The following is a 24,087-nucleotide window of genomic DNA, read 5'->3' as shown; positions in this document are numbered from 1 at the left end:
CCGGCATGCCCGGCTCCACCTGGTACCTGACCTACCAACCCCGCCCGACGGCGGCGGTACGGCTGTACTGCCTGCCCTGCGCCGGCGGCGGCGCCTCGATGTTCCGCCGCTGGGCGACCCTGCTGCCGGACTGGGTGGAACTGCGCGCCGTACGCCTGCCGGGCCGGCAGGGGCGGCACCGGGAGCCGTCGTTCACCGACTGCCACCGGGGGGCCGAGGCGTTGGCCGACGCGCTGGCCGGGCCGCTCGCCGCCGAACCGCCCGGCGGGTACGCCATCTTCGGCCACAGCATGGGCGCGATGCTCGGCTACCTGCTGATCCGGCTGCGGCAGCGTGCCGGGCTGCCGCCCCCGGCGTTGTTCGCGGCGGCCTCCTGGCCGGTGGCCGGCGCCGCGCCCGGGGTGATGCCCGATCCGGCGGACACCGACGAGGACTTCTGCGCCACGCTGCGCACCCTGGGCGGCGTACCGCCGGAGATGCTCGACGATCCGCAGATGCTCCGGTTGACGCTGCCCATCCTGCGGGCCGACTTCCAGCTCTGCCGCTCCTACCGGTGGCGGCCGGACGGGCCGCTGCCGTGCCCGGTGGCGGCCTTCGGCGGCATCGACGACCGGGTCACCCCGCCCGAGGGGCTGGCCGAGTGGAAGCAGCACAGCGCCGACTTCCGGGGCCTGCGGCTCTTCGACGGCGGCCACTTCTTCTTCCAGGACCGGCCGGAGGACCTGGTGACGGCGGTGACCTCGGAACTGGCGGCGACCACGGCGACGGGCGGACCGAACCGATGATCGTGATCGACGGCGAGACGGTGCGGCGGCTGCTGCCGATGGCCGACGCGGTGGAGCTGATGCGGGACACGTTCCGCAGGTACAGCGGCGGGCGGGTGGTGCAACCCGTGCGGCACATGGTGCGCAGCCCCGGCGGGGAGGTGCTCGCGGTCATGCCGGCGCACGTCGCCGCCCCCGAAGCCACGGCGCAGCCGGATGCCGGGTACGGGCTGAAGACCGTGCTGATCAAACCGGACAACGCCGCCCGCGGTCTGCCCGTACACGTGGGTCTGGTCCTGGTCTTCGACCCGGACACCGGGCTGCCGGCGGCGCTGATCGACGCCGCCGCGCTGACCGCGATCCGCACCGCGGCGGCGTCCGCCGCGGCCACCGACGCCCTGGCCCGCCCCGACGCCACCGTGCTGGCGGTGCTCGGCGCCGGGGTGCAGGCCCGCAGCCACCTGCGGGCGATGGGTGCCGTGCGCCCGGTGAAGGAGGTGCGGGTCTGGAACCACCGCCCGGCGTCGGCGCACGCCCTCGCCGACTGGGCCCGCGACCAGCTGGACCTGGACGTCACGGTCGCCGACACCGTACCGGCGGCGGTGGCCGACGCCGACGTGATCTGCACGGTGACCGCCGCCGACGAACCGGTGCTGTCGGCCGCGCCGGTGGCCGAGGGGGCGCACATCAACGCCGTGGGCTCCTCCTTCGCCCACCGTCGTGAACTCGCCGGTGACCTGGTGGGGCGCTGCGCGGTCTTCGTCGACAGCCGCGAGTCGGCCCGCGCCGAGGCCGGTGACCTGCTGCTCGCGGCGCGGGAGGGCCACTTCCGGATCGAGGCGGTCCGGGCCGAGGTCGGTGAGGTCCTCGGCGGCCACCACCCCGGCCGGTCCAGCACCGGGGAGATCACCCTGTTCAAGTCGCTCGGCCTGGCGGCGCAGGACGTCGTCTCCGGATTCGCGGTCTACCAGCGGGCGGCGGCCGCCGGCGCGGGCCAGCGGGTGGAGCTGCGCGGGGACGGTTCGTGACGGCCCTGGACCCCTCCTGGGTGCCGTCAGCCCGCCGTGCCACCGCCGCCCGGTCCGCCGGCGGTGACCGCGGGCGTCGGGGCGGCCGGCACGGTCGGGTCGGACCTGCGCCGTCGGGACCGCCCGCCGAGCAGGTATCCGGCGAAGCCGACGGCCAGCCAGGCCGACGCGCCGAGGATTCCGGTGGGGCCGCTGGCGACCAGGAAGACCGCGCAGATGAGGAAGGCCAGGGGGATGACCACCCGGGCCAGCGGGGTCCGGAAGCCGGGGACGGTGTGCGTCCGGCGGCGCAGCACCACCAGCGCGACCAGCGGCAGCATGAAGTGAACCACGTAGAGGAAGCCGCCGATCGCGGCGGCCACCGGCACCGACACGGCCAGGGCGACCACCGCGAGCACCCCGCTGCTGAACAGCACGGCCGCCCAGGGCGTGCCGGTCCGGCCACCGACCTTGCTGAGCTGGCGGGGCAGCAGGCCGTCGCGGGCCATCGCGAAGGCGATCCGGGACATCACCACCAGCACCGCGTTGCTCGTCGCCGCCGTGGTGAAGACCGCCGCCACGGCGACCAGCCGCTGCCCGGTCGGGCCGGCGAACGCCTCGGCCGCGGTGGCCAGCGGCGCGGGCGAGTGGCCGAGGGTGCCGGCCGAGACCACCCCGACCGAGACGACGGAGATCAGCAGGTACACGCCGAGCACGGCGAGCAGGGTGAGCAGGATGGCCTTGGGCAGCGTCCGTTCCGGGTCCTTGATCTCCTCACCGGCCGCGGCGATCATGTCGAACCCCGCGTACGCGAGGAAGGCGAACAGCGCCGCCGTCACCACGCCGCCGACGCCGTGCGGGGCGAACGGGGTGAACCGGTCCAGGTCGACGTGCGGGAGCCCGACCGCGCCGAAGCCCAGCAGGGCGACCGCGGTCAGCCCCACCACGAGGCTCTGGGCCAGCCCGGCCAGGCGCATGCCGGCGACGTTCACGGCGGTGCTCGCGGCGATCGCCACCAGCGCGCCGATGGGTTGTGACAGGCCGGTCAGGCTGTGCAGGTAGCCACCGAAGCCGAGGGTGATGAAGCCGCTCATGAAGACGTAGGAGCCCCAGAACCCCCAGCCCATCAGGAAGGACAGGTGCGGGCCGAGGGCGGCCCGGACGAAGGCGTAGCCGCCGCCGGCGCGCGGGAACCGGCTGGCCAGTTCGGCGTAGGGCAGCGCGATGAGCACGGCGGCGGCGAACGCGAGGACGAAGGCGAGCGGCGCGGCCGGGCCGGCCTCACCCACTGTGGTGCCGACCAGGACGAAGATTCCTCCGCCGATGGTGCCGCCGACCCCGAGGGCGACGGCTTCTCTCAGCCCGAGTTCCCGTCGAAGCTGCAAATTCTCCGCCATACCGTCATTCTTTATGCATATAGGTGCAAGAGGCAAGGTAAATTACTTTACGGACGAACCCGATCTTCCACAGAGGATGGTAGCGGTGCTCGGCGCGGCCATGGGGGCGCGACCGGTGACCGCGCCGCCGGTGCCGCGTCCGGGATCGTCGCGCACGTCCGTCGACCAGCGCCCGGGTCGCCGGTCCGTGCGCAGCGGGGTGGGTCGGCGGGTTTTCCGCTCGAGGGCCGGGTCTCGTGCCGGCCGGGAGTCTGCTTTCTGGCCGCGCCGACCGGCCGCCATTGACGGCACCCCGGACTTTCGACGACCGGGCATATTCGACGAGGATTCACCGCCCTATTCTGGCCCGGCGGCGAGTGTGTCGTTCCCGGCTTTGTCGCGCATTCGACACGCTCCCGCCGGCGCTCGACGATCCTCCGGCACGGCCCCCGCCGGTGGCGCGTCGGTGTCGTCGCCACCGACGCGGTCGGGCGCACGCCGATGCACCCGCATGGTGGGAAGCGGTTCACGGAGGCGGCTCACCGTATGTGCGTGAACAGGGCAAAGGGGCGGTTTCCTGACCTGCGGTATCCGGGTTCGGGTCAGTCGGACCCGGGTCGGGCCGATGACATTGAGTAATCCGATGCTGACCTTCCGCTGAGAACGGCCTTGCCATCCTTCGGGTGCCGCTCCTAGGCTGGGCTGCGGCGTCGGGCGTATTCGTCGGGCCGGTGCGGGCCCGCCTTCCCTTTTCCTGAACCCCGCCCGGGTGCTTCCTTCCGGTGATCGGGCGTGACGGGCCCGGTCGATGTCCGGCAGGAGCAACGAGTTGAAACCGGCACAGCCAGAAATCCGATCCCGCCGGAGGTCGCGTTCATGACATTCACCATTCCCGATCTCTCGGTACCCTTCCCCGAGCGGCAGAACCCGCACGTGGACGAGGCCGAGGTGCACGTACGCGAGTACCTGCGGGAGTTCGGCCTGCTCCGGTCGGAGGAAGCGAAGTTCCATTACGACCGGACCAGGTTCGGGGAACTGGTGGCCCGCGCCTATCCGTTCGCTCCGCCGGAGGAACTGTGCATCATCACCGACTGGATGGCGGTCTGGGCGATCTTCGACGACTACCTGGAGCGGATCCCCGACGCCCAGGGCGACGAGCGCTTCGTCGCCCTGATCCACGAGACGATCAGCTGGTTCCCGCTCACCCCGCCCGGGACCGTGGTCCGGTCGGCCAACCCCATCGAGATGGCCATTCGTGACATCTGGGACCGGCTCACCGCCCGCAGTTCGCTCACCTGGCGTCGACGCTTCGTACGCCACCTGACCGACTATCTCGAAGGATGCCACTGGGAATCCCACAACCGCCGTCGCGGCATCGCCCCGGACCTGGCGACGTACATCCGGACCCGGCGACGGTTCGGGGGCATGCGACCGAGCATGGACCTGTCGGAGATCGGGCTGGGCATCGAACTCACCGACGACGTCCACGCCCACCCGAGGATCCAGCAACTACTGGACAACACGGCGGACCTGGTGCTGTGGGCCAACGACGTCTTCTCCGTCGAGGCCGAGAGGCGGGAGGGCAACGTGAACAACATCGTGCTGGTGGTCCAGCGGACGCGCGGCGGCGGCCTGCGGGAGGCGGCGGACGAGGTGGCCGGCATGCTCCGTGGACGGTGCGCCGACTTCGTCGCCGCCAGCAGGTCGGCCGTGGAGTTCTTCGCCTCGTCCGACGAGTTCACCGCCGAGCAGGCCCACCAGGTGTCGCGCTACATCGCGGCGATGGAGTCCTGGATCCGCGGGAACATCGACTGGTCGTGCGGCAACGAGCGGTACCGCAGCGAGCACCTGCGTACCGGCGAGGACCAACCCAACTTCCTGGAGAGGGCCGGCCAGCCGTGACACCGGCGGATCAGCTGCCCGCGACCTTCCACTGGCGCGGCGGCACCTACGACACGGAGTACGGGCACGTCGTCAGCTCCGGCGAGAGCCTCGTCGACCTCCTCGCCCCGCGCACCGGGGAACACGTCCTCGACCTGGGCTGTGGGACGGGGACCGTCACGGCCCAGATCGCCCACCGGGGCGCGACCGTCCACGGCCTCGACAGCTCCGAGTCGATGATCGCCGAGGCCCGCCGCCGGCATCCCGGTATCCGTTTCGACCTGGGCGACGCCGAGGCGCTGACGCCGGACACGCCGTACGACGCCGTGTTCTGCAACTCGGCCCTGCACTGGATGGCGGCACCGACCCGGGTGTTCGGCGCGGTGTCCGCAGCCCTCGCCCCGGGCGGACGGTTCGTGGCCGAGGTACCGGTCGTGGGCAGCCTCGTGGAGCTTCGGGAACTGCTGCTGCGGGCGTGGGAGCAGGCGGAGATCCCCGGCCCGCCGACGCCGACCCGGTGGCGGCTACGCCCCCCGCAGACCTACCTGACGGGCCTGGCCGAGACGGGGTTCACCGTCACCTCGGCGCGGACCTCGCGGCGCGAGCGGACCCTGGACGGGCTGCCTCCCAGCCGGTGGTGGTCGCGGTACGGCCCCGAGGTCTTCCACGGCCTGAGCGACGCCCAGCGCGCCCGGCTGCACGCCGCCCTGGACGACCTGGCGCCCCCGGACGTCGGGTGCGGCAGCACCCTGCTGCGTTTTCGTGCCCACCGGTCGCGCGACAGCGGACCGACGGCTGCCCACCGCCCGAGGAGACCCGAAGTGCCATGATCGATGACCGTAACGTGAAGCGCGGTCCGACCCCGGCGGACGAGGCGATCGGGGCGCCGCTGCCGTATCCCGAGGGCTGGTTCTGCGTCGGCACCGCCACGCAGCTCCGCAGGACCCCGGTGGTCACCCGCCGGATCGCCGGCCGCGACGTCGTCGTCCACCGCACGCAACGCGGCGTCGTACGCGCCACCAACCCCTACTGCCCGCACCTGGGCGCCCACCTGGGGACCGCCGGGCGGGTGGCCGGGGAGGCGCTCGTCTGCGGCTTCCACGGCTTCGAGTTCGGCGCCGACGGGGCGTGCGTCCGCACCGGCTATGCCGACCGCACGCCGCCCGCCGCCCGCCTGGCGCAGTGGCCCGTGTGCGAGCGGGGAGGGCTGGTCTTCGTCTGGTTCTCACCGCAGGGGCGCCCGCCGTCGTGGGAACCGCCGGACCTGAGCCAGCAGGGCTTCCCACTGACCGCCATCCGGTGCCAGGTCCTGCCCGGACACCCGCAGGACGTCGTGGAGAACGCCGTCGACATCGGACACCTGGCGGTCTTCCACAGGTTCTACGGGATCGAGATCGCCGAGCCGATCAGCTTCGAGGGGCCGCACTTCCACGCCCGGTACCGCTGGAAGCAGCGGTTCCCGGTCATCGGCACCAGGAGCGTCGAGTACCAGACAAGCGTCTCGGGCCTCGGCTACATCCTGGTGAACGCCGAGGTCCCCCCACTGGGCCTGCGCGCCCGAATGTGGGCCATGGCCACCCCGATAGCGCCGTGGCGCATCGAGTTCCGCTTCGCCACCAGCATCTCCGCCGCGCGGAGCGGCCGGGGCTCGGCGGTCGCCGGCCTGGCGTCCGCGACCCTGTCCCGGGCGCTCACGCGTGCGGCGCTGCTCATCGTCTCGCCCGAGGCGACCCGCGACGTGCCGATCTGGGCCACGAAGAACTACCTGGAACACCCCCGACTGGTCAAGGGCGACGGCCCGATCGGCAGGTTCCGGCACTGGGCCGGCCAGTTCTACGCCGACAACTGAACCCGGTGCTCGGGGCACCGACCGCCACAGCAAGGAGGAATGGACGCGATGGTGAACGCCGCTCCGCCCGATCTTCTGTCACCGGAGTTCGCGAGGGACCCGTACCCGATCTACCGGACGATGCGCAACGACTTCCCGATCCACCACGACCCGAGGCTGGGCTGGATCATCAGTCGCGCCGCCGACGTGCGGGAGGCCCTGACCCACGAGGACTCCTCCACCGCCACCTACGCCGCCGTCCGGGAACTCGTGGGCCGCAGCATCCTGGAGATGGACGGCGCCGAGCACGGGCGGCACCGCCGGCTGGTCTCGCCGTCCTTCCGGGGCCGGCCACTGGCCTCGTACGGCGAGGTCATCACGCAGGCGGCCGACGAGCTGCTCGACGACCTCGCCGCCCGACCCGATCCGGACCTGGTGCGGGACTACTGCGCCCTGCTCCCGATCCGGGTGATCATGGGGATCATGGACCTGCCCCGGCAGGACTACACCATGTTCCAGGTGTGGTACCGGGCGGCCGCGGACTACGTCGGCAACTACACGCAGGACCCCGACGTCGCCGAAGCCGGACTGCGGGCCAAACGCGAGCTGGACAAGTATCTCCAGGAGGTCATCGACCAGCGGCGGGCGGCACCGGGCGTCGACCTGATCTCGTCGATGTGCACGGCCACCATCAACGACGCGACCCTCACCGACCGCGAGATCCTGGACTTCTGCAGCCTCCTGCTCGCCGCCGGCGGTGAGACCACCGAACGGGGCCTGGCCTCCACCTTCCGGAACCTGCTCGACCACCCCGACCAGATGGACGACGTCCGGGCGGATCCCGACCTGTCGCTGCGGGCCTTCGCGGAGTCCCTGCGCCTCAACCCGCCCACCCACATCCTGCTGCGCCGACTGCTCACCACGCGCGAGATCTCCGGGGTCAGCGTCCCCGAGGGGGCGACGATGTTCTGCCTGATCGGCGCGGCCAACCGGGACGAGGACGAGTTCGTCGACTCCGAGCGGTTCGACCTGCACCGCACCGAGATCGACGTGAACACGGCGTTCAACGCGGGAAGCAGTCACCTCTCGTTCGGCGCCGGACGGCACTTCTGCGTCGGGGCGATGCTGGCGCGGGCGGAGGCGGCGATCGGCATCCCCGCCGTGCTGCGACGCTTCCCCGTGATCCGCTACCGGGACGGTTTCGTGCCCGTCGAGGAGGGGATGCTCACCCGTGCCCCACGCTCCCTGCGGGTGACCCTGGACCCGGCCCGATGACGACGTCCACCTCCCGGGCGTCCGACGGGGTACGGGGGAGCAGGGCATGACCGTCACCCAGACCACCGGGGCCGTGGACGTGGCCGCCATCGACGCCACCCTCGGCGACTTCTTCGCCTGCCGCCGGGGCGAGGCCGAGGCGTTCGGTCCGGACTTCGCGGCGACCGTCGCCGAACTGGAGAGCTTCGTGCTGCGCGGCGGCAAGCGGGTCCGGCCGGCCTTCGTCTGGCTGGGTTGGCTGGGCGCCGGCGGCGATCCGGGCGGTCCACGGGCGCACGCGGTGCTGCGGGCCGGCGCGGCGTTCGAGCTGCTGCACGCCGCCGGGCTGATCCACGACGACATCATCGACGCCTCCCTGACGCGTCGCGGCCACCCCTCGGCGCACGTGGCGTTCGCCGAGCGGCACCGCGCCCGCCGCTTCTCCGGCGATCCCGCCGCGTTCGGCGTGGGCACCGCGATCGTGATCGGGGACCTGGCCCTGATCTGGGCCGACGCGCTGCTGGGTGACTCCGGGCTGCCGACGGACGCGCAGACCCGGGTCGCGCCGGTGTGGTCGGCGGTGCGTGCCGAGGTGATGTACGGCCAACTGCTCGACCTGATCAACCAGGCCGGCGACAACGAGGACGTCGAGTCGGCGCTGCGGGTCGACCGGTACAAGACGGCGTCGTACACGGTGCAGCGCCCGCTGCAGTTCGGCGGTGCCGTCGCGGGTGCCGACCCCGCACTCACCACGGCCTACGGCTCGTACGGCACCGACATCGGCATCGCGTTCCAGCTCCGCGACGATCTGCTCGGGGTCTTCGGCGACCCGACGGTGACGGGCAAACCGTCGGGTGACGACCTCCGCGAGGGCAAGCGGACCGTGCTGTTGGCCACCGCCCTCACCCTCGCCGACGCCCACGACGCCGCGTCGGCGGACTACCTGCGGACGAAGATCGGCACCGACCTCACCGCCGACGAACTCGACCGGGTGCGCACCATCCTCGTCGACGTCGGCGCGGTGGCCCGGATCGAGACGCAGATATCGATGCGCGGGGAACGCGCGTTGGCGGTGCTCGACGCCAGCGACGCCACCGACCTGGCCAAACGGCACCTCGCGGAGCTGGCGGTCACGGTGTTGCAGAGGTCCCGGTGACGATCCCCGCCACCGCGGCGGAGGTGCCGGTCTACCTCCGCCGCGACGGCTTCACCCCGACGCCCGACCTCGGCCGGCTCCGCGACGCCGGGGTCGTCGAACGGGTCACCACCCCGTTCGGCCTGACCGCCTGGTTGCTGACCCGGCACGACGACGTGCGCACCGTGTTGGCCGACTCGGCGCGGTTCAGCAACGACCCGTCGGACATGCCACCGCTGCCCGGGTTGGACGACCTCACCGACGACGAACGCGCACCGCTGCGCTTCGGCAACCTGCTCGGCGTGGACCCGCCCGAGCACACCCGGCTCCGCCGGACCCTGACGGCGGAGTTCACGCTCCGCCGGATGCGCGCCCTGGAGCCCCGGGTGCGGCGCATCGTCGACCGGCAACTGGCCGAGCTGGCGGGCAGGGGGTCACCGGTGGATCTCGTCACCGGGTACGCCCTGCCCGTGCCCTCCCTGGTGATCTGCGAACTGCTCGGTGTGCCGACCGCCGACCGGGCCGAGTTCAACGCGCAGACGAGCCGCCTCATCGACGTCTCGGTGCCGGTGCGGGAGCGGTTACGGGTGGGCCGCGGGCTGCGCGACTACATGTCGGACCTGGTGCGGCGCGCCCGGCTCGCGCCCGGCGACGACATGATCGGCATGCTGATCCGCGAGCACGGCTGCGACCTCACCCACGCCGACCTCACCCACGCCGACCTCACCCACGCCGAACTCGCCGGCCTGGCCAACTTCCTGCTGCTCGCCGGCCACGAGACGACCGCCAACATGCTCGCCCTCGGCACCCTGGCCCTGCTGCGCCACCCGGCGCAACTAGCCCGGGTACGCGACGACCCGGCCGCGGTCACGCCGGCCGTCGAGGAGCTGCTGCGGTGGCTGAGCGTGGTGCAGGCCGGGGTGCCCCGGCTGGTCCGCGCGGACACCGAGTTCGGGGGCGTGCGCATCCCCGCCGGTGACCTGGTGCTGCTGTCGCTGCCGGCCGCCAACCGGGACCCGGCCGCCGTCGAGCGCCCCGACGAGCTGGACATCGGGCGCGGCGCCGTGGGGCACCTCGCGTTCGGCCACGGCGTGCACCACTGCATCGGCGCGCCGCTGGCCCGGATGGAACTCCGGGTCGGGCTGCCCGCGCTGCTGCGCCGCTTCCCCGACCTGCGGATGGAGCCGGGCGGGGTGGTCTTCCGCCCGTCGCACGTCTTCTACGGCCTCAGCCGGCTGGTGGTGAGCTGGTAGCCGGCCCTCCTACTGCCGGTAGGTGGCCAGGAAGGTGCGGATGCGGCCGATCGCGTCGTCGAGGACGTCGGTCGGGGCCAGGAAGACGATGCGCAGGTGGTCCGGGGTGTCGATGTTGAAGCCGGTGCCGTGCGAGATCAACAGATGCTGCTGCTCCAACAGGTCGATCACGAGCTTCTCGTCGTCGTGGATCTTGTGGACGGCCGGGTCGAGGCGGGCGAAGAGGTAGAGCGCGCCCTCCGGCTTGACGCAGTCGACGCCGGGGATCGAGACGATCTCGCGCCAGGCGTGGTCGCGCTGTTCCAGCAGCCGCCCGCCCGGCCGGATCAGCTCGTCGATGCTCTGGTAGCCACCGAGCGCGGTCTGGATGGCGTGCTGGGCCGGCACGTTCGGGCAGACCCGGAGGTTGGCCAGCAGTTGCAGCCCGTTCACGTAGTCCGTGTCGGTGCCGGTGAACCCGCTGGTGGCGAGCCAGCCGGAGCGGAAGCCGGCGGCCCGGTAGACCTTCGACAGGCCGCCCATGCTGACCACCGGCACGTCCGGGGCGAGCGCCGCGAGCGTGTGGTGGGTGGCGTCGTCGTACACGATCCGGTCGTAGATCTCGTCGGCGAAGATCACCAGTCCGTGCCGGCGGGCGAGTTCGATCATGCCGAGCAGGGTCTGCTCCGAGTACACCGCGCCTGTCGGGTTGTTCGGGTTGATCACCACGAGGGCGCGGGTGCGTTCGGTGATCCGCGAGGCCAGGTGCTCCAGGTCGGGCTGCCAGCCGGCGCTCTCGTCGCACCGGTAGTGCACGGCCTGCCCGCCGCACAGGTTCACCGCGGCGGTCCAGAGCGGGTAGTCCGGGCTGGGCACGAGCACCTCGTCGCCGGAGTCGAGCAGCGCCTGCAACACCATCATGATCAGTTCGGAGACCCCGTTGCCGAGCAGCACGTCGTCCGGCTGGACGCCGGTCACGCCGAGGTTCTGGTACCGCTGGGCGACGGCGACCCGCGCCGAGTAGATGCCCCGGGCGTCGCTGTACCCCTGCGCCTCGACGAGGTTCTGCACCACGTCGGCGACGATCGGGCCGGGCGTGGCCAGTCCCCAGGGCGCCGGGTTGCCCAGGTTCAGTTTGAGGATCCGGTGGCCGGCGGCCTCCATCTCCTGTGCCCGCCGCAGCACCGGCCCCCGGATGTCGTACCGGACACTCTTCAGCCGTTTGGCCTGCCGCATCGGACCTCCTTGACCACCCGGACGCTTTGTCCCGGAAAGCACCCTAGTACGGCACCGGAAGGGCGGTGGCTCCGGTCCACCGCCGCAGCACGGTGACCGGTCCGATAGTCATGTACGATCATCTATCTCGGTCGGGTGAGGATGGGGATGCCTGTGCTGCTTCGTTCGTCATCGGGTTCGACCCGTCCGGCGCACGGCCGACGGTACGGGACAGGCGGTACACACCTGCCGGGCCCGGCCCTGATCTCCGTGATCTCCCGCGACCCGGGCGGCGTCGCGTCGATCGGCACCACCCCCTGATCCCGGCGGCGGCCCGGTGGCGGCCGTGGAACGCGCATCGTCGGTGCGCCCATCCCTCCGTGGCTACGGCCAGAACGGCAAGGTGGCAGAGACATGAAGGTCCTCGTGATCGGTGGTGGCCCGGCCGGAAGCACCGCGGCGACGGCGATGGCCCAGGCCGGACTCGACGTGCGGCTCATCGAGAGCGCCCACTTCCCGCGATACCACGTGGGTGAGTCGCTCACCCCGTCGTGCCGGGTGGTGCTGGACGCCATAGGCATGTCGAAGACCCTCGACGACCACGGCTTCGTGAAGAAGAACGGCGGCGTCATCCACTGGGACGACGACCAGTGGACGTTCGACTGGCAGGCGCAGTCCGGGGTGCAGTCGTGGCAGGTCGACCGGAGCGAGTTCGACGCGCTGCTGCTGGAGCACGCCCGCCAGAACGGGGTGGCCGTCACCACCGGTGTCACCGGTCGGTCGGTGCGCTTCGCCGACGGCCGGCCGGTGGCCGTGGAGTGCTCCCCGGACGACGGCGAACCGTTCACCATCGACGACTTCGACTTCCTGGTCGACGCCACCGGGCGTAACGGACTGCTCAGCGCCAGGCACTTCGGCAACCGCGAGCCGCTGAACAACCTGCGCAACGTCGGCATCTGGGGCTACTGGACCGGCGCCACACTGCTGCCCGAGACGCCGTCCGGAGGGATCAACATCATCTCTTCGCCGGAGGGCTGGTACTGGGTGATCCCGATGGCCGGCGGGCGGATGAGCATCGGCTACGTCACCACCAAGGACGCCTTCGCCCGGGACCGTCACGAGCACCCGTCGTCGGACGACCTGTACCAGCACCTCATCGCGGCCTCACCGACCATCGCGGGCCTGACCGCGGGGGCGCAGTTCCTCGGCGTGACGAGGGTCGAGACCGACTACTCGTACATCGCGGACCAGTTCTGCGGGCCGGGTTACGCGATCGTGGGCGACGCGGCGTGCTTCCTGGACCCGCTGCTGTCCACCGGCGTGCACCTCGCGCTCTACAGCGCGTTGACCGCAGCCGCATGCGTCGCGTCGATGGACCGGGGCGAGGTCGACGAGACGGACGCCCTGCGGTTCTTCGAATTCGCCTACCGGCGCGCGTACATGCGTCTCTTCGCGCTGGTGACCATCATGTACGAACGCTACCTGGGCAAGGACGGCTTCTTCCTCACCTCGGACCGGTTGGTCGGCGACGAGCAGTCCGCGCAGCCGGACGCCGAGGTCTCCTCCCGGTCCTTCGCCGAGATCATCGGTGGTCTGTCCGACCTGCGTGAGGCGGCCGACTCGTCCACCCGCGTCATCACCGACCAACTGCGGGCGGAAGCGGTGCGGGCGCAGCTGCAGGCGGTGCGTGCACCGGACTCCGTCGGGCCCGACTTCACCCCGGTCCGCGGCAACCCCCTGTCCGACGCGGAGTCGGCCGACTACCGCCTCGTCACCAGTCCGCAGCTCGGCCTCGAACGGGTCCGCGTGGCACGCCCCTGAAGCCGGCATCGCTGCGTACCCCCGGCCGCACGGCGCGACCGGGGGTACGTGGACGACGAAGGGTGCCCTGGCCGGACGGCCGGGGCACCCTGAGATCCCACCGGCGGGCACGCGCCGACTGCCTGCCTACCCGTCCAACTGGCCGGTGGCGACCAGCCGGCGGTACCAGTGGGCGCTGTCCTTCCAGCGGCGCTCCTGCGTGTCGTAGTCGACGCGGATGATGCCGAACCGACGGTCGTAGCCGTAACCCCACTCGAAGTTGTCCAGCAGCGACCAGACGAAGTAACCCCGCACGTCCACGCCCTGCGCGCGGGCGTCGGCCACCGCGCCGACGTGCCGACGCAGGTAGTCGATCCGCATGTCGTCGTGGACCCGCCCGTCGGCCGACACCACGTCGTCGAACGCCGCGCCGTTCTCGGTGATCATCAACGGTTGGCCCGGGTGGTCGCGACGCAGCCGCAGCAGCAGCTCGGTCAGGGCCGGCGGGTCGATGTTCCACCCCATCGCCGTGTACGGGCCGGGCTGCGGCAGGAAGTCGACGTCGTCGGCGCCCACCCACGGCGAGTGGGCCGACGCGCCGTGCCCGTCGGCGGCGGACCGGGCCGAGTGCCCGTCCCAGGCGCGGACCAGGGTGCTGGAGTAGTAGTTGACCCCCAGCACGTCCAACGGCACCGCGATCACCTTCTCGTCACCGGAGCGCACGAACGACCAGTCGGTGACGGCGGCGGTGTCGGCCAGCAGGTCCGCCGGGTACGCCCCGTCCAGCATCGGGCCGAGGAACGCCCGGTTCGCCAGCGCGTCGATCCGCCGGACCGCGTCGGCGTCGGCAGCCGACCCGGACGCGCCCCGCACGACGTGCAGGTTCAACGTCACCGACAGCTCGGCGCTCGGCGTCAGCTCCCGCACCACCCGCCCGGCCAGGCCGTGCGCCAGGTTCAGGTGGTGCACCGCCGCCAACGCCGCCGCCGGTTCGGTGCGGCCGGGCGCGTGCACCCCGGAGCCGTACCCCAGGTACGCCGAGCACCACGGCTCGTTGAGCGTCGTCCAGGTGTGCACCCGGTCGCCGAGCGCGCCGACGATCCCCGCCGCGTACTCCTCGAAACGCCGCGCCGTGTCCCGCGCCGGCCACCCGCCGGCGTCCTCCAACTCCTGCGGCAGGTCCCAGTGGTACATGGTCGCCACCGGTCGGATGCCGCGCTCCAGCAGGCCGTCGACCAGCCGGGCGTAGAAGTCCAGGCCGGCGGGGTTGAACCGGCCGGAACCGCCCGGCTGCACCCGGGGCCAGGAGATCGAGAAACGGTACGCGCCCAGCCCCAGCTCGGCGAGGTGGTCCAGATCCTGCGACCACCTGTGGTAGTGGTCGGCGGCCACGTCACCGGTGTCGCCGTTCAACGTCCGCCCCGGGGTGTGGCTGTAGGTGTCCCAGATGGACGGACCCCGGCCGTCCTCGGTGGCCGCGCCCTCGATCTGGTACGCCGCCGTCGCCGACCCCCAGACGAAGCTCTCCGGGAAGCTGCGTGCCGTCATCGTCCCGCCCTCTCCGCGCCGACCACCACGCAGTGGTACGCCGACGACTCGCCCGCCACCAGCTCGGCGGTCGCCACCCCGCCCCGGAACCCCACCTCGAACTGCGCCCCCGGCCCCCCGTCGGGCGACGGGATGCGCACCCGGTGCCGTTGCCCCTCCGCCGGGGCGTAGAGCCGCAGCTCCACCCCGTCGGCCCAGGCGTAGTCGGGACGGTCGCAGCGCGCCCCGAACCCGATGACCGCGCCGGGCCGGGCGAGCACCGGAAGGCTGTCGTACCCGTGCTTCTCGGTCACCCACGCCGGGCCGGTGAGCTGCGCCCCGGTGACCAGGTGGGTCCAGGTGCCGGCGGGCACGTAGAAGGTGACCTGCCCGTCGGCGCTGAGCACCGGCGCGACCAGCACGTCGGGGCCGAGCATGTACTGCCGGTCGAGGTGCGCCACGGCCGGATCGTCCGGGAACTCCACGATCATCGGACGCATCATGGGTATCCCGTCGCGGTGCGCCTGTTCGGCCGTCGCCGCCAGGTACGGCATGAGACCGAGCTTGAGCCGGGTGAAGTGGCGCAGCACGTCCACGGCCTGCTCGTCGTACGCCCACGGCACCCGGTACGAACCGGAGCCGTGCAGCCGCGAGTGGGAGGAGAGCAGGCCGAACGCGATCCACCGCTTGAACACCGCCGGGTCGGGGGTGCCCTCGAAACCGCCGATGTCGTGACTCCAGTAACCGAAGCCCGACGACGCCAGGGACAGCCCGCCGCGCAGCGACTCGGCCATCGCGACGAACGTCGACTCGCAGTCGCCACCCCAGTGCACCGGGAACTGCTGGCCGCCGGCCGTGGCCGAACGGGCGAACAGCACCGCCTCGCCCTCGCCCCGCTCGGCCTCCAACAGCTCGAAGACCGCCCTGTTGTAGAGGTAGGAGTAGTAGTTGTGCATCCGCTGCGGGTCCGACCCGTCGTGCCACACCACGTCGGTCGGGATGCGCTCCCCGAAGTCGGTCTTGAAACAGTCGACGCCCATGTCCAGCAGCGCCCGGAGCTTGTCGGTGAACCAGGCCACCGCGTCGGGGTTGGTGAAGTCGACCAGCGCCATGCCGGCCTGCCACTTGTCCCACTGCCACACCGACCCGTCCGGGTTGCGCACCAGGTAGCCGGCCTGGCGGCCCTCCTCGAACAGGTACGAGCGCTGCGCGATGTACGGGTTGATCCACACGCACACCTTCAGGCCCCGCTCGTGCAGCCGGCGCAGCATCCCCTCCGGGTCGGGGAAGGTCGCCGGGTCCCACACGAAGTCCACCCAGTGGAACTGGCGCATCCAGAAGCAGTCGAAGTGGAACACCGACAGCGGCAGGTCCCGCTCGGCCATCCCGTCGACGAACTCGGCCACCGTCTTCTCGTCGTACGACGTGGTGAACGACGTGGACAGCCACAGCCCGTACGACCAGGCGGGCACCCGGGCCGGCCGGCCGGTCAACGCGGTGTAGCGGCGCAGCACGTCCTTCGGGGTGGGCCCGTCGATGACGTGGTAGGTCAGCGACTGCCCCTCGACGCTGAACTGGGTCTGCGCGACGACCTCCGAGCCGACCTCGAACGACACGTGCTCCGGGTGGTCCACGAACACCCCGTAGCCGGCGCTGCTCAGATAGAACGGCACGTTCTTGTACGCCTGCTCGCTGGCGGTGCCGCCGTCGGCGTTCCACACGTCGACCGTCTGCCCGTTCTTGACGAACGGGCCGAACCGCTCGCCCAGCCCGTACACCGTCTCGCCGACGCCGAGCGCGAGCCGTTCGTGCACGTACCGGCGGCCCTCGCCGTCGGTGACGATGCCGACGCTGCGTCCGGTGGACGCGGTGACCAGGCGGTCGCCGTGCTTGAACTCGACCCGCCAGCCGTCGACCAGCGCGACCCGCACGGTCAGCTCGCCGGTGGTCAGCGACGCGCTGATCCCGGTGATGTCGACGGTGACCGGGTGCGTGTCGTCGGTGTCCAGCCCGAAGCGGGGTTCGCGGGGCAGCCCGCCGCTGTGGTGGCCGATGGTCACCCCGACCACGCCGGGTGCGGGGGAGAAGAACCGGACGGTGACGACCGGCCGGTTGAGCGTGTCGCCCCGGCCGTTGATCTGACCGGCCGGGGCGAAGACGGTGAAACCGCGCTCGTCCGGCTCGACCGATTCGACCGTGCCGGGGCGCAGCACGCTGACCCCGGGGCGCAGTTGCCAGTACCCGTCGGTGAACTTCACTTCTCGGCTCCTGCCGTGATGCCGCGCGCCAGGGTGCGCTGGAAGATGAGGAAGAACAGGATGGCCGGCACCAGGCTGATCAACGCGCCGGCGTTGGTGGTGGGGGCGTCCATCAGCCGGTCACCCTGCAACGATGCGAGGGCGACCGGGATGGTCTGGGTCTGGTTGTCGATCAGCATGACCAGCGGGATGAGGAACTCGTTCCAGGTCCAGATGAAGAAGAAGATGAGCAGGACGGCGAGGGTGGGCCGCAGGTTGGGGAAGACCACCCGCCACAGCACCGTCCACCTGCCGGCACCGTCGAGCGCGGCGGCCTCCAGTAGTGCCCGGGGGAACGTGCCCAGCACCGAGGCCAGCAGGTACGTGCCGAACGCGCTCTGGATGACCGTGAAGATGATGATCACCGACAGCCGGGTGTTGTAGAGGCCGATCTCCTTGGCGACGTAGTACAGCGGATAGATCAACGCCTCCTGCGGCAGCATGTTCGCCAGCAGGAACACCCCGACGATCCACAGCCGCCCCCGGACCCGGCCGATGCCCAGGGCGTACGCGTTGAGCAGCGACACGACGACGCCGAGCACCGCCACCGACCCGGCGATGAGCGCCGAGTTCCACAGCTTGAGCGGGAAGTTCACCTCCGACCAGTACGTCCGCAGCCCGGTGGGGTAGAACTCCGACGGCCAGCTCAGCGGGCCGCCCGACGAGTAGTCACCAGGCGACTTGAACGCGTTGAGCAGCATGAACGCGAACGGCACCAGCATGACCAGCGCGCCCGCGGTGACCAGCGCGAGCACCACCCAGCGGCTGACGCCCCGGTGGTGGCGGTCGCGCACGGTGCGGCGGACCGGAACCTTGGCGATCGTCACGGCCATCTCAGCGCCCCCGATCCCGGCGCTCGCTGCGGGCCTGCACGGCGATGAACACCACGGCCACCACCACGATGATCGCCGTCAGCACCGTGGAGATCGCCGAGCCGTAGCCGACCTGGAGCTTCTTGAAGAACGTGTAGTACGCGAAGTACGAGGGCACGTTGGTGGCGTTCTCCGGGCCGCCCCGGGTCAGCGCGAAGATCGGCCCGAACACCTTCAGCGCGGCGATCGTGCAGGTCAGGGCCACCACGAAGGTCTCCGGCCGGATCTGCGGCAGGGTGATCGCCCGGAACTGGCGCAGCCAGTTCGCCCCGTCGACCTCGGCCGCCTCGTACAGTTCCGGGTCGACCCGCTGCAACGCCGCCATGAACACGACCACCGGGTAACCGATCTGCACCCAGATCATCACCGCCATCACCGCCGGCAGCGCGGTGTCCGGGTCACCCAACCAGTCGTGGCGCAGCGCGCCGAGACCGACCGCGTCGAGCACGCTGTTGAACGCGCCGTCGGGGCGCAGGATCCAGCCCCACACGATGCCGGCCACCACCACGGGCAACACCTGCGGCAGGTAGAACGCGGCCCGCAGGGCCGCCGCCGTCCGGGGCCGGAACCGACGCCCGACGACGTCGAAGAGCACCGAGGCGAGCAGCAGCCCGAGCAGTGTCGGCAGCACCACCATCGCGACGATCATCGCCACCGTGTTGCGGAACGACGCCCAGAACACGTCGTCGTCCAGCAGTTGCCGGTAGTTGTCCCACCCGACGAAGGTGGGGTCGCCGACACCCGACCACCGGGTCAGCGACAGGTAGCCGGTGCCGACCAGCGGCACGCCGATCACCAGGACGAACAGCACCGCCCCGGGGAGCAGGTAGAGCCAGTACGCCGCGTCGCGGCCGTCGCGCCGGCGGCGGGGTGGGGAGGTGGGGGTGGGGGTCGTCGCCGGCGGGGTGCCGGCGACGGTGTCGGGGACTGTCATGGAGGGTCCTTCCCGGCGGGGGTGGGCGGGCGCGCCGGTCGTGCCGGTCGCGCCCGCCGCTCGCCGTGTCACTTGCCGGTGATCTCCTTGACGCCGTCGGCGTACGGCTTGGCGATCGTGTCGAGCACCTGGTCGGGGGACTTGGACCCGTTGATCAGCGCCTGGAACCCGCCGACCAGCACGTCGTAGTAGCCGGGCACCGGCCAGTCCGGGTAGAAGGCCAGACCGTCCTGCTTGCTGACCGTGTTGAAGTCCTCGATCAGCTTGCGGTCCTTCGGATCGGTGATCTTCGCAGGGTCACCGGCCACCGGGATGCCACCGTTGTTGCCGATCAGGTCCTGGATCTCCGGACGCAGGGTGATGTCGATGAAGTCGTACGCCAGGCTCTTGGCCTTGCTGTTGGCCGGGACGACCCAGAGGTTGCCGGACGAGCCGGCGTTGAGGGTGTTGCCCGGGAACAGGAAGGTGTCCCAGTTGGCCTTCATCTCGGCCTTGAACCGGCCGTACCACCAGCTCCCCGAGACGATCATCGGGGTCTTGCCCGCGATGAACGCGGTGCCCATGTCCTCGGCCTTGAGGCTCGCCGAGTCCTTGGCCAGGTAGCCCTTCCGCACCCAGTCGGCGAAGGTGTCCGCGCCGTACCTCAGCGGGTCGGCGCGGAAGTCGACCGGGTTCTTGTAGAGCTGGTAGTCGTCGACGAACTGCCGGTCGGCCTTCGACAGGGCCAGCTGGTAGAACAGCTGCCCGGCCGGGTACTCGGCGCCGGCCATGCCCAGCGGGGTGATGCCCTTGCCGACGAAGGTGTCCATCGCGGCGGTCAGCTCCGCCATGCTGGTGGGCACCGTGACGCCGTTGCGGTCGAACAGGTCCTTGTTGTAGTAGACCGTGACGTACTCGCCGTAGTTCGGCACGCCGAACCAGTTGCCCGACCCCATCACGCCCTTGTCGCTGTACCGGGCGGTGGTCTGCAGGCTGGGGCTGAGCTTGCCGGCCCAGCCGCGCTTGTCCGCCTCGCCGCTGAGGTCGGTGAGCAGGCCCTGGGACGACAGCAGGCCGGCCGTCGCGTTGCCCTTGTTGTACTCCATGATGTCCGGGCCCTCGGACGAGTTGATGATCATGCCGGCGTTCTGCTGGATCTGCTCGAACGCCTTGCGTTCGAAGCGCACCTCGACGCCCGGGTGTTCGGTCTTGAAGATCTCGATGGCCTTGGCCCAGCCGACCCCCATCGCGCTGTTCTCGCCCTCGTAGTGCCAGAGCTTGAGGGTCGTGGCCCCGCTGTCGTCACCGCTGTCGTCGCCGCCGCAGGCGGCCACGGTGGTCGTCGCGGTGGCCGCCAGGGCGATCGCGGCGACGATCCGGCGGAATCGCTGCATTGCTATCCTCCTCGTTGAGTATCGAGCCCGGTACTTCACTGGGTCCGTCGTCGCGTTGCCGCGCGGCGACGGGCCGTTTTACCTGGTCAGCCCCCCCATCGGGGCGACGGCTTCGGGGTGCTGCGGTCGATCCCCGGATCTCCAGCGCGCACGGCAGCAACTGCTGGTGGCGCTCGTCACCGGCCCCGTCCAGGTGGCGCACCAGCGCCTCGACCGCGATCCGGCCCATCGCCGAGCCGGGCGACGTCATCGCGGTCAGCGCCGGGGTGGCCAGCTCGGCGACCTGGGGCGAGGTGACCATCGAGACCACCGACACGTCGTCGGGCACGGTCAGCCCCCGCGCGGTCAGCTCGCCGAGGATGCCGAAGATCGCCGTCTCGTTCATGGCCAGCACGGCCGTCAGGCCCGGCGCCCGTGCGACGGCGGCGGCCAGCGCGGCCCGCCCGCCGGCGGCGCTGTCCTGCGCCGGGATCATGACCGGCTCCAGGCCGTGGCCGGTCATCGCCGTGACGAAGGCGTCCCGGGTACGCAGCGCCGGCCCGTAGCCGCTGGCGAGGGTCTCGGCCGAGTGGTTGACGTAGACGATCTGCCGGTGCCCCAGGCCGACCAGGTGCGCCACCGCCTCCCGCACCGTCTGCTCGAAGTCGATGTCGACGTAGGAGAGCCCGTCGGTGTCCCCGGTCCGCCCGATCAGCACCAGCGGCACCCCGGCCTGCTGGAGCGCGTCGACCCGCTCGTCGGTGAGCTGCACCTCCATCAGCACGACGCCGTCGAACATCCGCTGGCTGGCCAGCCGGCGCAGCTCGTCGAGGTCGCCGCCCCCGCCGACGGGCGACAGCACCAGGTGGTAGCCGACGGCGCTGGCCGCCGCGGCGGCCCCGGTGACGAACGCCGCCTCGGTCGCGCCGAGCCCGCGCTCGTCCATCGGCAGCAGCAGGCCCAGGATCCGGCTGCGCCGGCTGGCCAGGCCCCGGGCCATCGCGTTGGGCTGGTAGTCGAGCTGGGCCATGGCGGCGAGCACCTTGGCCCGGGTGGCCTGGGAGATCGGCCGGGCCCCGGTGAGGACGTAGGACACGGTGCTGACCGAGACCTGCGCCAGGCGGGCGACGTCGTGCATGGTGGCCATCGCGCACCTCCTCCAGCCAGGCGGGGAACCGCACGTGAGTGATCGTCGAAGCGGTTCGACGAAGCGGTTCGACAGACGCTAAGCCCCCTGTTACGGCGACGTCAATAGCCGATGTCGAAAGGGGGTCGCCCGCTGGCGTGACCGCCTCCCCCCGGGGCTGTGGTCACGCCGGCCGGCCGGGTGTGCGCCGGTCCTCACGGCTACCCGGCCGTCGTGCCGTCCCGGTTCCACCGGTCACCCCGACGGCCGGTCCGGCCGGCACCCGATTCGTTGACGGACATCGATGTTTGAGTTAACTTTCCAGGAAACGTCGAGGTAACACTCCCGGCAGAGTTCCGCCCGGTCGGGCCGGCCGCAGCGGACGCCCCGCGCCGGCACGGCCCGCGACCGGGCCGCCCGACGCCCGACCCAGGGAACCGTCATGACCACTACACCCTCCGCCGTACCCCCGGCACCCACCCGCCGCCGCCTGGCGCTGATCGCCCTGTCGACGGTGCTGGTGGCCGCCGGCATCGCCACCGGACCACCGTCGGCCTCGACCGCCGCGCCCCGGGTGGCCGCCACCCCCACCACCCCACCCGCCTCCTATCCCGGGCCCGGCCGGGTCACCGGGGACGTCGGAGTGCACGACCCCACGATCGTGATCCGCCCCGGCGGCGGCTACCTGGTCGCGCACACCGGCAACAACATCGCGCTCAAGACCTCCACCGACCGGACCGCGTTCCGCAACGCCGGCACGGTCTTCCCCAACGGCGCGCCGTGGACCACCACCTACACCGGCGGCAGCAGCAACCTGTGGGCGCCGGACCTGACCTACCGCGACGGCCGGTACTGGCTGTACTACTCCGCCTCCACGTTCGGCTCCAACCGGTCGGCGATCTTCCTGGCCACCAGCACCACCGGCGCATCGGGCAGCTGGACCAACCAGGGCCTGGTGATCGAGTCCCGCACGTCCGACACCTTCAACGCCATCGACCCGAACCTGGTCGTCGACGCCACAGGCAGGTGGTGGCTCAGCTTCGGGTCGTTCTGGTCCGGCATCAAGATGGTGGCGCTGAACCCGGCCACCGGGAAACGCTCCGACACGACCATGCACAGCATCGCGGGGCGCAACGGGGGCGCCATCGAGGCCCCGGTGATCGTCCGGCACGGCAACTACTACTACCTGTGGGTGTCGTTCGACCGCTGCTGCCAGGGCGCGGCGAGCACCTACCGGATCATGGTGGGCAGGTCCACCTCGGTCACCGGGCCGTACGTCGACCGCAACGGGGTGGCGATGACCGCCGGCGGCGGCACCCAGGTGCTCGCCGGGCACGGCAGCATCCACGGACCCGGGCACCAGGCGGTGTTCACCGACACCGACGCCGAGGTGCTCGTCTACCACTACTACGCCGACAACGGCGCGTCGCTGCTCGGCATCAACCTGCTCGGCTACGACACCGCCGGCTGGCCGTTCGTCTACTGACCGGGCGGGGTGCCGTCGCCCGCCCGCCGCACCGCCGTCGGGACGGCGTCCGCGACGGCGGCGGTGAGGCGGGCGGCGAGCGCGGACACCGCGGCCCGCAGTTCGGGTCCCTCCTCGACGGTGAAACCGAACGGGACGGCGGCCAGCCACTCCCCGGCGTACATCCGGGTGTTGGTGGTGCTGCCGGTGAGCACGCAGCGCTCGCCGGCCGGCTCCAGCCGGCCCATCGTCGGCCCGACCCAGGGTGCCACCCGTTCGTAGGGCTCGTGGAACACCACCCGGGTCGGGTACCTCCACCCGGAGGCCAGGTGCGCCTCCAGGGCGGCGACGGGGTCGAGGTCGGCCGGCGGGGTGAACGGCTGCGGCAGGTGCCGCACCGCGCCGATCCGGTCGATGCGGTACGTGCGGACCGCGTCCGCCCGGTGCGAGTGGCACAGCAGGTACCAGCGGCCGTGGCGTACCACCACCGCCCACGGGTCGACCTCGGCCTCCCACGACGTGCCACTCTCGGTGGTGTAGCTGACGGCCACCCGACGACTGTCGGCCACGGCCGTGACCAGCGCGCTGGTCGTGATCGGGTCGGCGTGCACCGCCCGCCGGTCGGCGGCGGCCGCCGCGTACGTGCGCAGCGCCGCCGCCTGCCGTCCGACGCTGTCAGGCAGCGCCCGGATGAGTTTGCTCAACGCGGCACCGACCAGCCCGTCGGCGTCGACCGCGGCCGGCTGACCGTCGAGCACGGCCATCACCAGGCCGAGGACCTGCTCCTGGGTGAACACGACGGCCGGCAGGCGCGGGCCCCGGCCGAGCCGGTAGCCCCCGTACGGCCCCCGGACGGACTCGACCGGGATGCCGGCCTCCCGGAGGATCTCGACGTAGCGGCGCGCGGCGCGTTCGGTCACGCCGAGACCCGCGGCGAGCTGGGCGGCCGTCGTGCCGGGCCGGTCGCGCAGGAGGTCGAGCGTCCGCAGGGCGCGGGCGGTGGGGCTGACGGCGTTCTCCAC

General features: G+C 71.7%; 19 protein-coding genes. 10 read left to right on the top strand and 9 right to left on the bottom strand.

Going from position 1 to position 24,087, the window contains the following annotated elements; translation table 11 throughout:
• Window positions 1–5 precede the first annotated feature (5 nt).
• Both Q2K16_RS08600 and Q2K16_RS08595 read left to right on the top strand, forming a co-directional pair.
• On the top strand, window positions 6–785 hold the full coding sequence (locus tag Q2K16_RS08600) for a thioesterase II family protein (protein WP_302744598.1): 780 nt from the start codon (window positions 6–8) through the stop codon (window positions 783–785).
• Complete coding sequence (locus Q2K16_RS08595) at window positions 782–1,792, top strand: ornithine cyclodeaminase family protein (protein ID WP_302744597.1); 1,011 nt, start codon at window positions 782–784, stop codon at window positions 1,790–1,792. Before Q2K16_RS08600 ends, Q2K16_RS08595 begins: the two co-directional genes overlap by 4 nt.
• A 26-nt stretch (window positions 1,793–1,818) precedes the next feature.
• Here the strand turns inward: Q2K16_RS08595 and Q2K16_RS08590 are convergent, their stop codons facing one another.
• The gene (locus Q2K16_RS08590; protein WP_302744596.1) at window positions 1,819–3,168 is read right to left on the bottom strand and encodes an APC family permease; all 1,350 of its coding nucleotides are present in this window, start codon (window positions 3,166–3,168) and stop codon (window positions 1,819–1,821) included.
• An 855-nt stretch (window positions 3,169–4,023) separates the two neighbouring features.
• Between Q2K16_RS08590 and Q2K16_RS08585 the strand changes: the two genes are divergently transcribed.
• From Q2K16_RS08585 to Q2K16_RS08560, 6 genes are read left to right on the top strand one after another with little or no spacing between them, the layout of a single operon-like run.
• On the top strand, window positions 4,024–5,049 hold the full coding sequence (locus Q2K16_RS08585; RefSeq protein WP_302744595.1) for a terpene synthase family protein: 1,026 nt from the start codon (window positions 4,024–4,026) through the stop codon (window positions 5,047–5,049).
• On the top strand, window positions 5,046–5,858 hold the full coding sequence (locus Q2K16_RS08580) for a class I SAM-dependent methyltransferase (protein WP_302744594.1): 813 nt from the start codon (window positions 5,046–5,048) through the stop codon (window positions 5,856–5,858). The genes Q2K16_RS08585 and Q2K16_RS08580 overlap by 4 nt, the downstream gene beginning before the upstream one ends.
• Window positions 5,855–6,877 carry a Rieske 2Fe-2S domain-containing protein gene (locus tag Q2K16_RS08575; protein ID WP_302744593.1) on the top strand — a complete coding sequence of 341 codons (1,023 nt, stop codon included), beginning with the start codon at window positions 5,855–5,857 and terminating at the stop codon, window positions 6,875–6,877. The genes Q2K16_RS08580 and Q2K16_RS08575 overlap by 4 nt, the downstream gene beginning before the upstream one ends.
• A 39-nt stretch (window positions 6,878–6,916) precedes the next feature.
• Entirely contained in the window at window positions 6,917–8,131 is a 1,215-nt protein-coding gene (locus Q2K16_RS08570) for a cytochrome P450 (protein WP_302744591.1), read from the top strand.
• Between the two features lie 46 nt (window positions 8,132–8,177).
• Window positions 8,178–9,266, top strand: a complete 1,089-nt coding sequence (locus Q2K16_RS08565) for a polyprenyl synthetase family protein (RefSeq protein WP_302744589.1) — start codon at window positions 8,178–8,180, stop codon at window positions 9,264–9,266.
• On the top strand, window positions 9,263–10,498 hold the full coding sequence (locus Q2K16_RS08560; RefSeq protein WP_302744587.1) for a cytochrome P450: 1,236 nt from the start codon (window positions 9,263–9,265) through the stop codon (window positions 10,496–10,498). The genes Q2K16_RS08565 and Q2K16_RS08560 overlap by 4 nt, the downstream gene beginning before the upstream one ends.
• A gap of 9 nt (window positions 10,499–10,507) precedes the next feature.
• On the opposite strand, the gene Q2K16_RS08555 is transcribed toward Q2K16_RS08560, so the two are convergent.
• Window positions 10,508–11,713 (bottom strand): pyridoxal phosphate-dependent aminotransferase, encoded by a 1,206-nt coding sequence (locus Q2K16_RS08555; RefSeq protein ID WP_302744586.1) that lies wholly within the window; start codon window positions 11,711–11,713, stop codon window positions 10,508–10,510.
• Window positions 11,714–12,106: 393 nt separating this feature from the next.
• On the opposite strand from Q2K16_RS08555, the gene Q2K16_RS08550 reads away from it, so the two are divergent.
• A complete protein-coding gene (locus Q2K16_RS08550) occupies window positions 12,107–13,513 on the top strand; it encodes an NAD(P)/FAD-dependent oxidoreductase (RefSeq protein WP_302744584.1) in 1,407 nt (468 codons plus the stop codon).
• Window positions 13,514–13,639: 126 nt separating this feature from the next.
• Here Q2K16_RS08550 and Q2K16_RS08545 read toward each other — a convergent pair whose 3' ends face one another.
• The 6 genes from Q2K16_RS08545 to Q2K16_RS08520 form a co-directional block, all read right to left on the bottom strand.
• On the bottom strand, window positions 13,640–15,040 hold the full coding sequence (locus Q2K16_RS08545) for a GH1 family beta-glucosidase (protein ID WP_302744582.1): 1,401 nt from the start codon (window positions 15,038–15,040) through the stop codon (window positions 13,640–13,642).
• Window positions 15,037–17,277, bottom strand: a complete 2,241-nt coding sequence (gene yicI, locus Q2K16_RS08540) for an alpha-xylosidase (protein WP_302744581.1) — start codon at window positions 17,275–17,277, stop codon at window positions 15,037–15,039. The genes Q2K16_RS08545 and yicI overlap by 4 nt, the downstream gene beginning before the upstream one ends.
• Window positions 17,274–18,149 (bottom strand): carbohydrate ABC transporter permease, encoded by an 876-nt coding sequence (locus Q2K16_RS08535; RefSeq protein ID WP_302744580.1) that lies wholly within the window; start codon window positions 18,147–18,149, stop codon window positions 17,274–17,276. Before Q2K16_RS08535 ends, yicI begins: the two co-directional genes overlap by 4 nt.
• A gap of 1 nt (window position 18,150) precedes the next feature.
• Window positions 18,151–19,122, bottom strand: a complete 972-nt coding sequence (locus Q2K16_RS08530; RefSeq protein ID WP_302744578.1) for a carbohydrate ABC transporter permease — start codon at window positions 19,120–19,122, stop codon at window positions 18,151–18,153.
• Between the two features lie 68 nt (window positions 19,123–19,190).
• Window positions 19,191–20,495: an ABC transporter substrate-binding protein gene (locus Q2K16_RS08525; RefSeq protein WP_302744576.1), complete on the bottom strand. Its 1,305-nt coding sequence runs from the start codon at window positions 20,493–20,495 to the stop codon at window positions 19,191–19,193.
• Window positions 20,404–21,621, bottom strand: a complete 1,218-nt coding sequence (locus Q2K16_RS08520; protein WP_302744574.1) for a LacI family DNA-binding transcriptional regulator — start codon at window positions 21,619–21,621, stop codon at window positions 20,404–20,406. The genes Q2K16_RS08525 and Q2K16_RS08520 overlap by 92 nt, the downstream gene beginning before the upstream one ends.
• A 421-nt stretch (window positions 21,622–22,042) precedes the next feature.
• Here Q2K16_RS08520 and Q2K16_RS08515 point away from each other — a divergent pair, with 421 nt between their 5' ends.
• Window positions 22,043–23,086 carry an arabinan endo-1,5-alpha-L-arabinosidase gene (locus tag Q2K16_RS08515; protein ID WP_302744573.1) on the top strand — a complete coding sequence of 348 codons (1,044 nt, stop codon included), beginning with the start codon at window positions 22,043–22,045 and terminating at the stop codon, window positions 23,084–23,086.
• On the opposite strand, the gene Q2K16_RS08510 is transcribed toward Q2K16_RS08515, so the two are convergent.
• Entirely contained in the window at window positions 23,080–24,087 is a 1,008-nt protein-coding gene (locus Q2K16_RS08510; RefSeq protein ID WP_302744572.1) for a helix-turn-helix transcriptional regulator, read from the bottom strand. The genes Q2K16_RS08515 and Q2K16_RS08510 overlap by 7 nt on opposite strands.

The organism is Micromonospora cynarisoli (assembly GCF_030518815.1).
GTDB lineage: Bacteria > Actinomycetota > Actinomycetes > Mycobacteriales > Micromonosporaceae > Micromonospora > Micromonospora wenchangensis.
Note: the sequence above shows the minus strand (reverse complement) of the source record. Positions and strands in the feature narration are given on the sequence as shown.

What these genes read in the sequence shown, in the direction of transcription:
- Q2K16_RS08600 (WP_302744598.1), top strand. Translation starts at nt 6, where the DNA reads ATGCCCGGCTCCACCTGGTACCTGACCTACCAACCCCGCCCGACGGCG.
- Q2K16_RS08595 (WP_302744597.1), top strand. Translation starts at nt 782, where the DNA reads ATGATCGTGATCGACGGCGAGACGGTGCGGCGGCTGCTGCCGATGGCC.
- Q2K16_RS08590 (WP_302744596.1), bottom strand. Translation starts at nt 3,168, where the DNA reads ATGGCGGAGAATTTGCAGCTTCGACGGGAACTCGGGCTGAGAGAAGCC.
- Q2K16_RS08585 (WP_302744595.1), top strand. Translation starts at nt 4,024, where the DNA reads ATGACATTCACCATTCCCGATCTCTCGGTACCCTTCCCCGAGCGGCAG.
- Q2K16_RS08575 (WP_302744593.1), top strand. Translation starts at nt 5,855, where the DNA reads ATGATCGATGACCGTAACGTGAAGCGCGGTCCGACCCCGGCGGACGAG.
- Q2K16_RS08570 (WP_302744591.1), top strand. Translation starts at nt 6,917, where the DNA reads ATGGACGCGATGGTGAACGCCGCTCCGCCCGATCTTCTGTCACCGGAG.
- Q2K16_RS08565 (WP_302744589.1), top strand. Translation starts at nt 8,178, where the DNA reads ATGACCGTCACCCAGACCACCGGGGCCGTGGACGTGGCCGCCATCGAC.
- Q2K16_RS08555 (WP_302744586.1), bottom strand. Translation starts at nt 11,713, where the DNA reads ATGCGGCAGGCCAAACGGCTGAAGAGTGTCCGGTACGACATCCGGGGG.
- Q2K16_RS08550 (WP_302744584.1), top strand. Translation starts at nt 12,107, where the DNA reads ATGAAGGTCCTCGTGATCGGTGGTGGCCCGGCCGGAAGCACCGCGGCG.
- Q2K16_RS08545 (WP_302744582.1), bottom strand. Translation starts at nt 15,040, where the DNA reads ATGACGGCACGCAGCTTCCCGGAGAGCTTCGTCTGGGGGTCGGCGACG.
- Q2K16_RS08535 (WP_302744580.1), bottom strand. Translation starts at nt 18,149, where the DNA reads ATGGCCGTGACGATCGCCAAGGTTCCGGTCCGCCGCACCGTGCGCGAC.
- Q2K16_RS08530 (WP_302744578.1), bottom strand. Translation starts at nt 19,122, where the DNA reads ATGACAGTCCCCGACACCGTCGCCGGCACCCCGCCGGCGACGACCCCC.
- Q2K16_RS08525 (WP_302744576.1), bottom strand. Translation starts at nt 20,495, where the DNA reads ATGCAGCGATTCCGCCGGATCGTCGCCGCGATCGCCCTGGCGGCCACC.
- Q2K16_RS08520 (WP_302744574.1), bottom strand. Translation starts at nt 21,621, where the DNA reads ATGGCCACCATGCACGACGTCGCCCGCCTGGCGCAGGTCTCGGTCAGC.
- Q2K16_RS08515 (WP_302744573.1), top strand. Translation starts at nt 22,043, where the DNA reads ATGACCACTACACCCTCCGCCGTACCCCCGGCACCCACCCGCCGCCGC.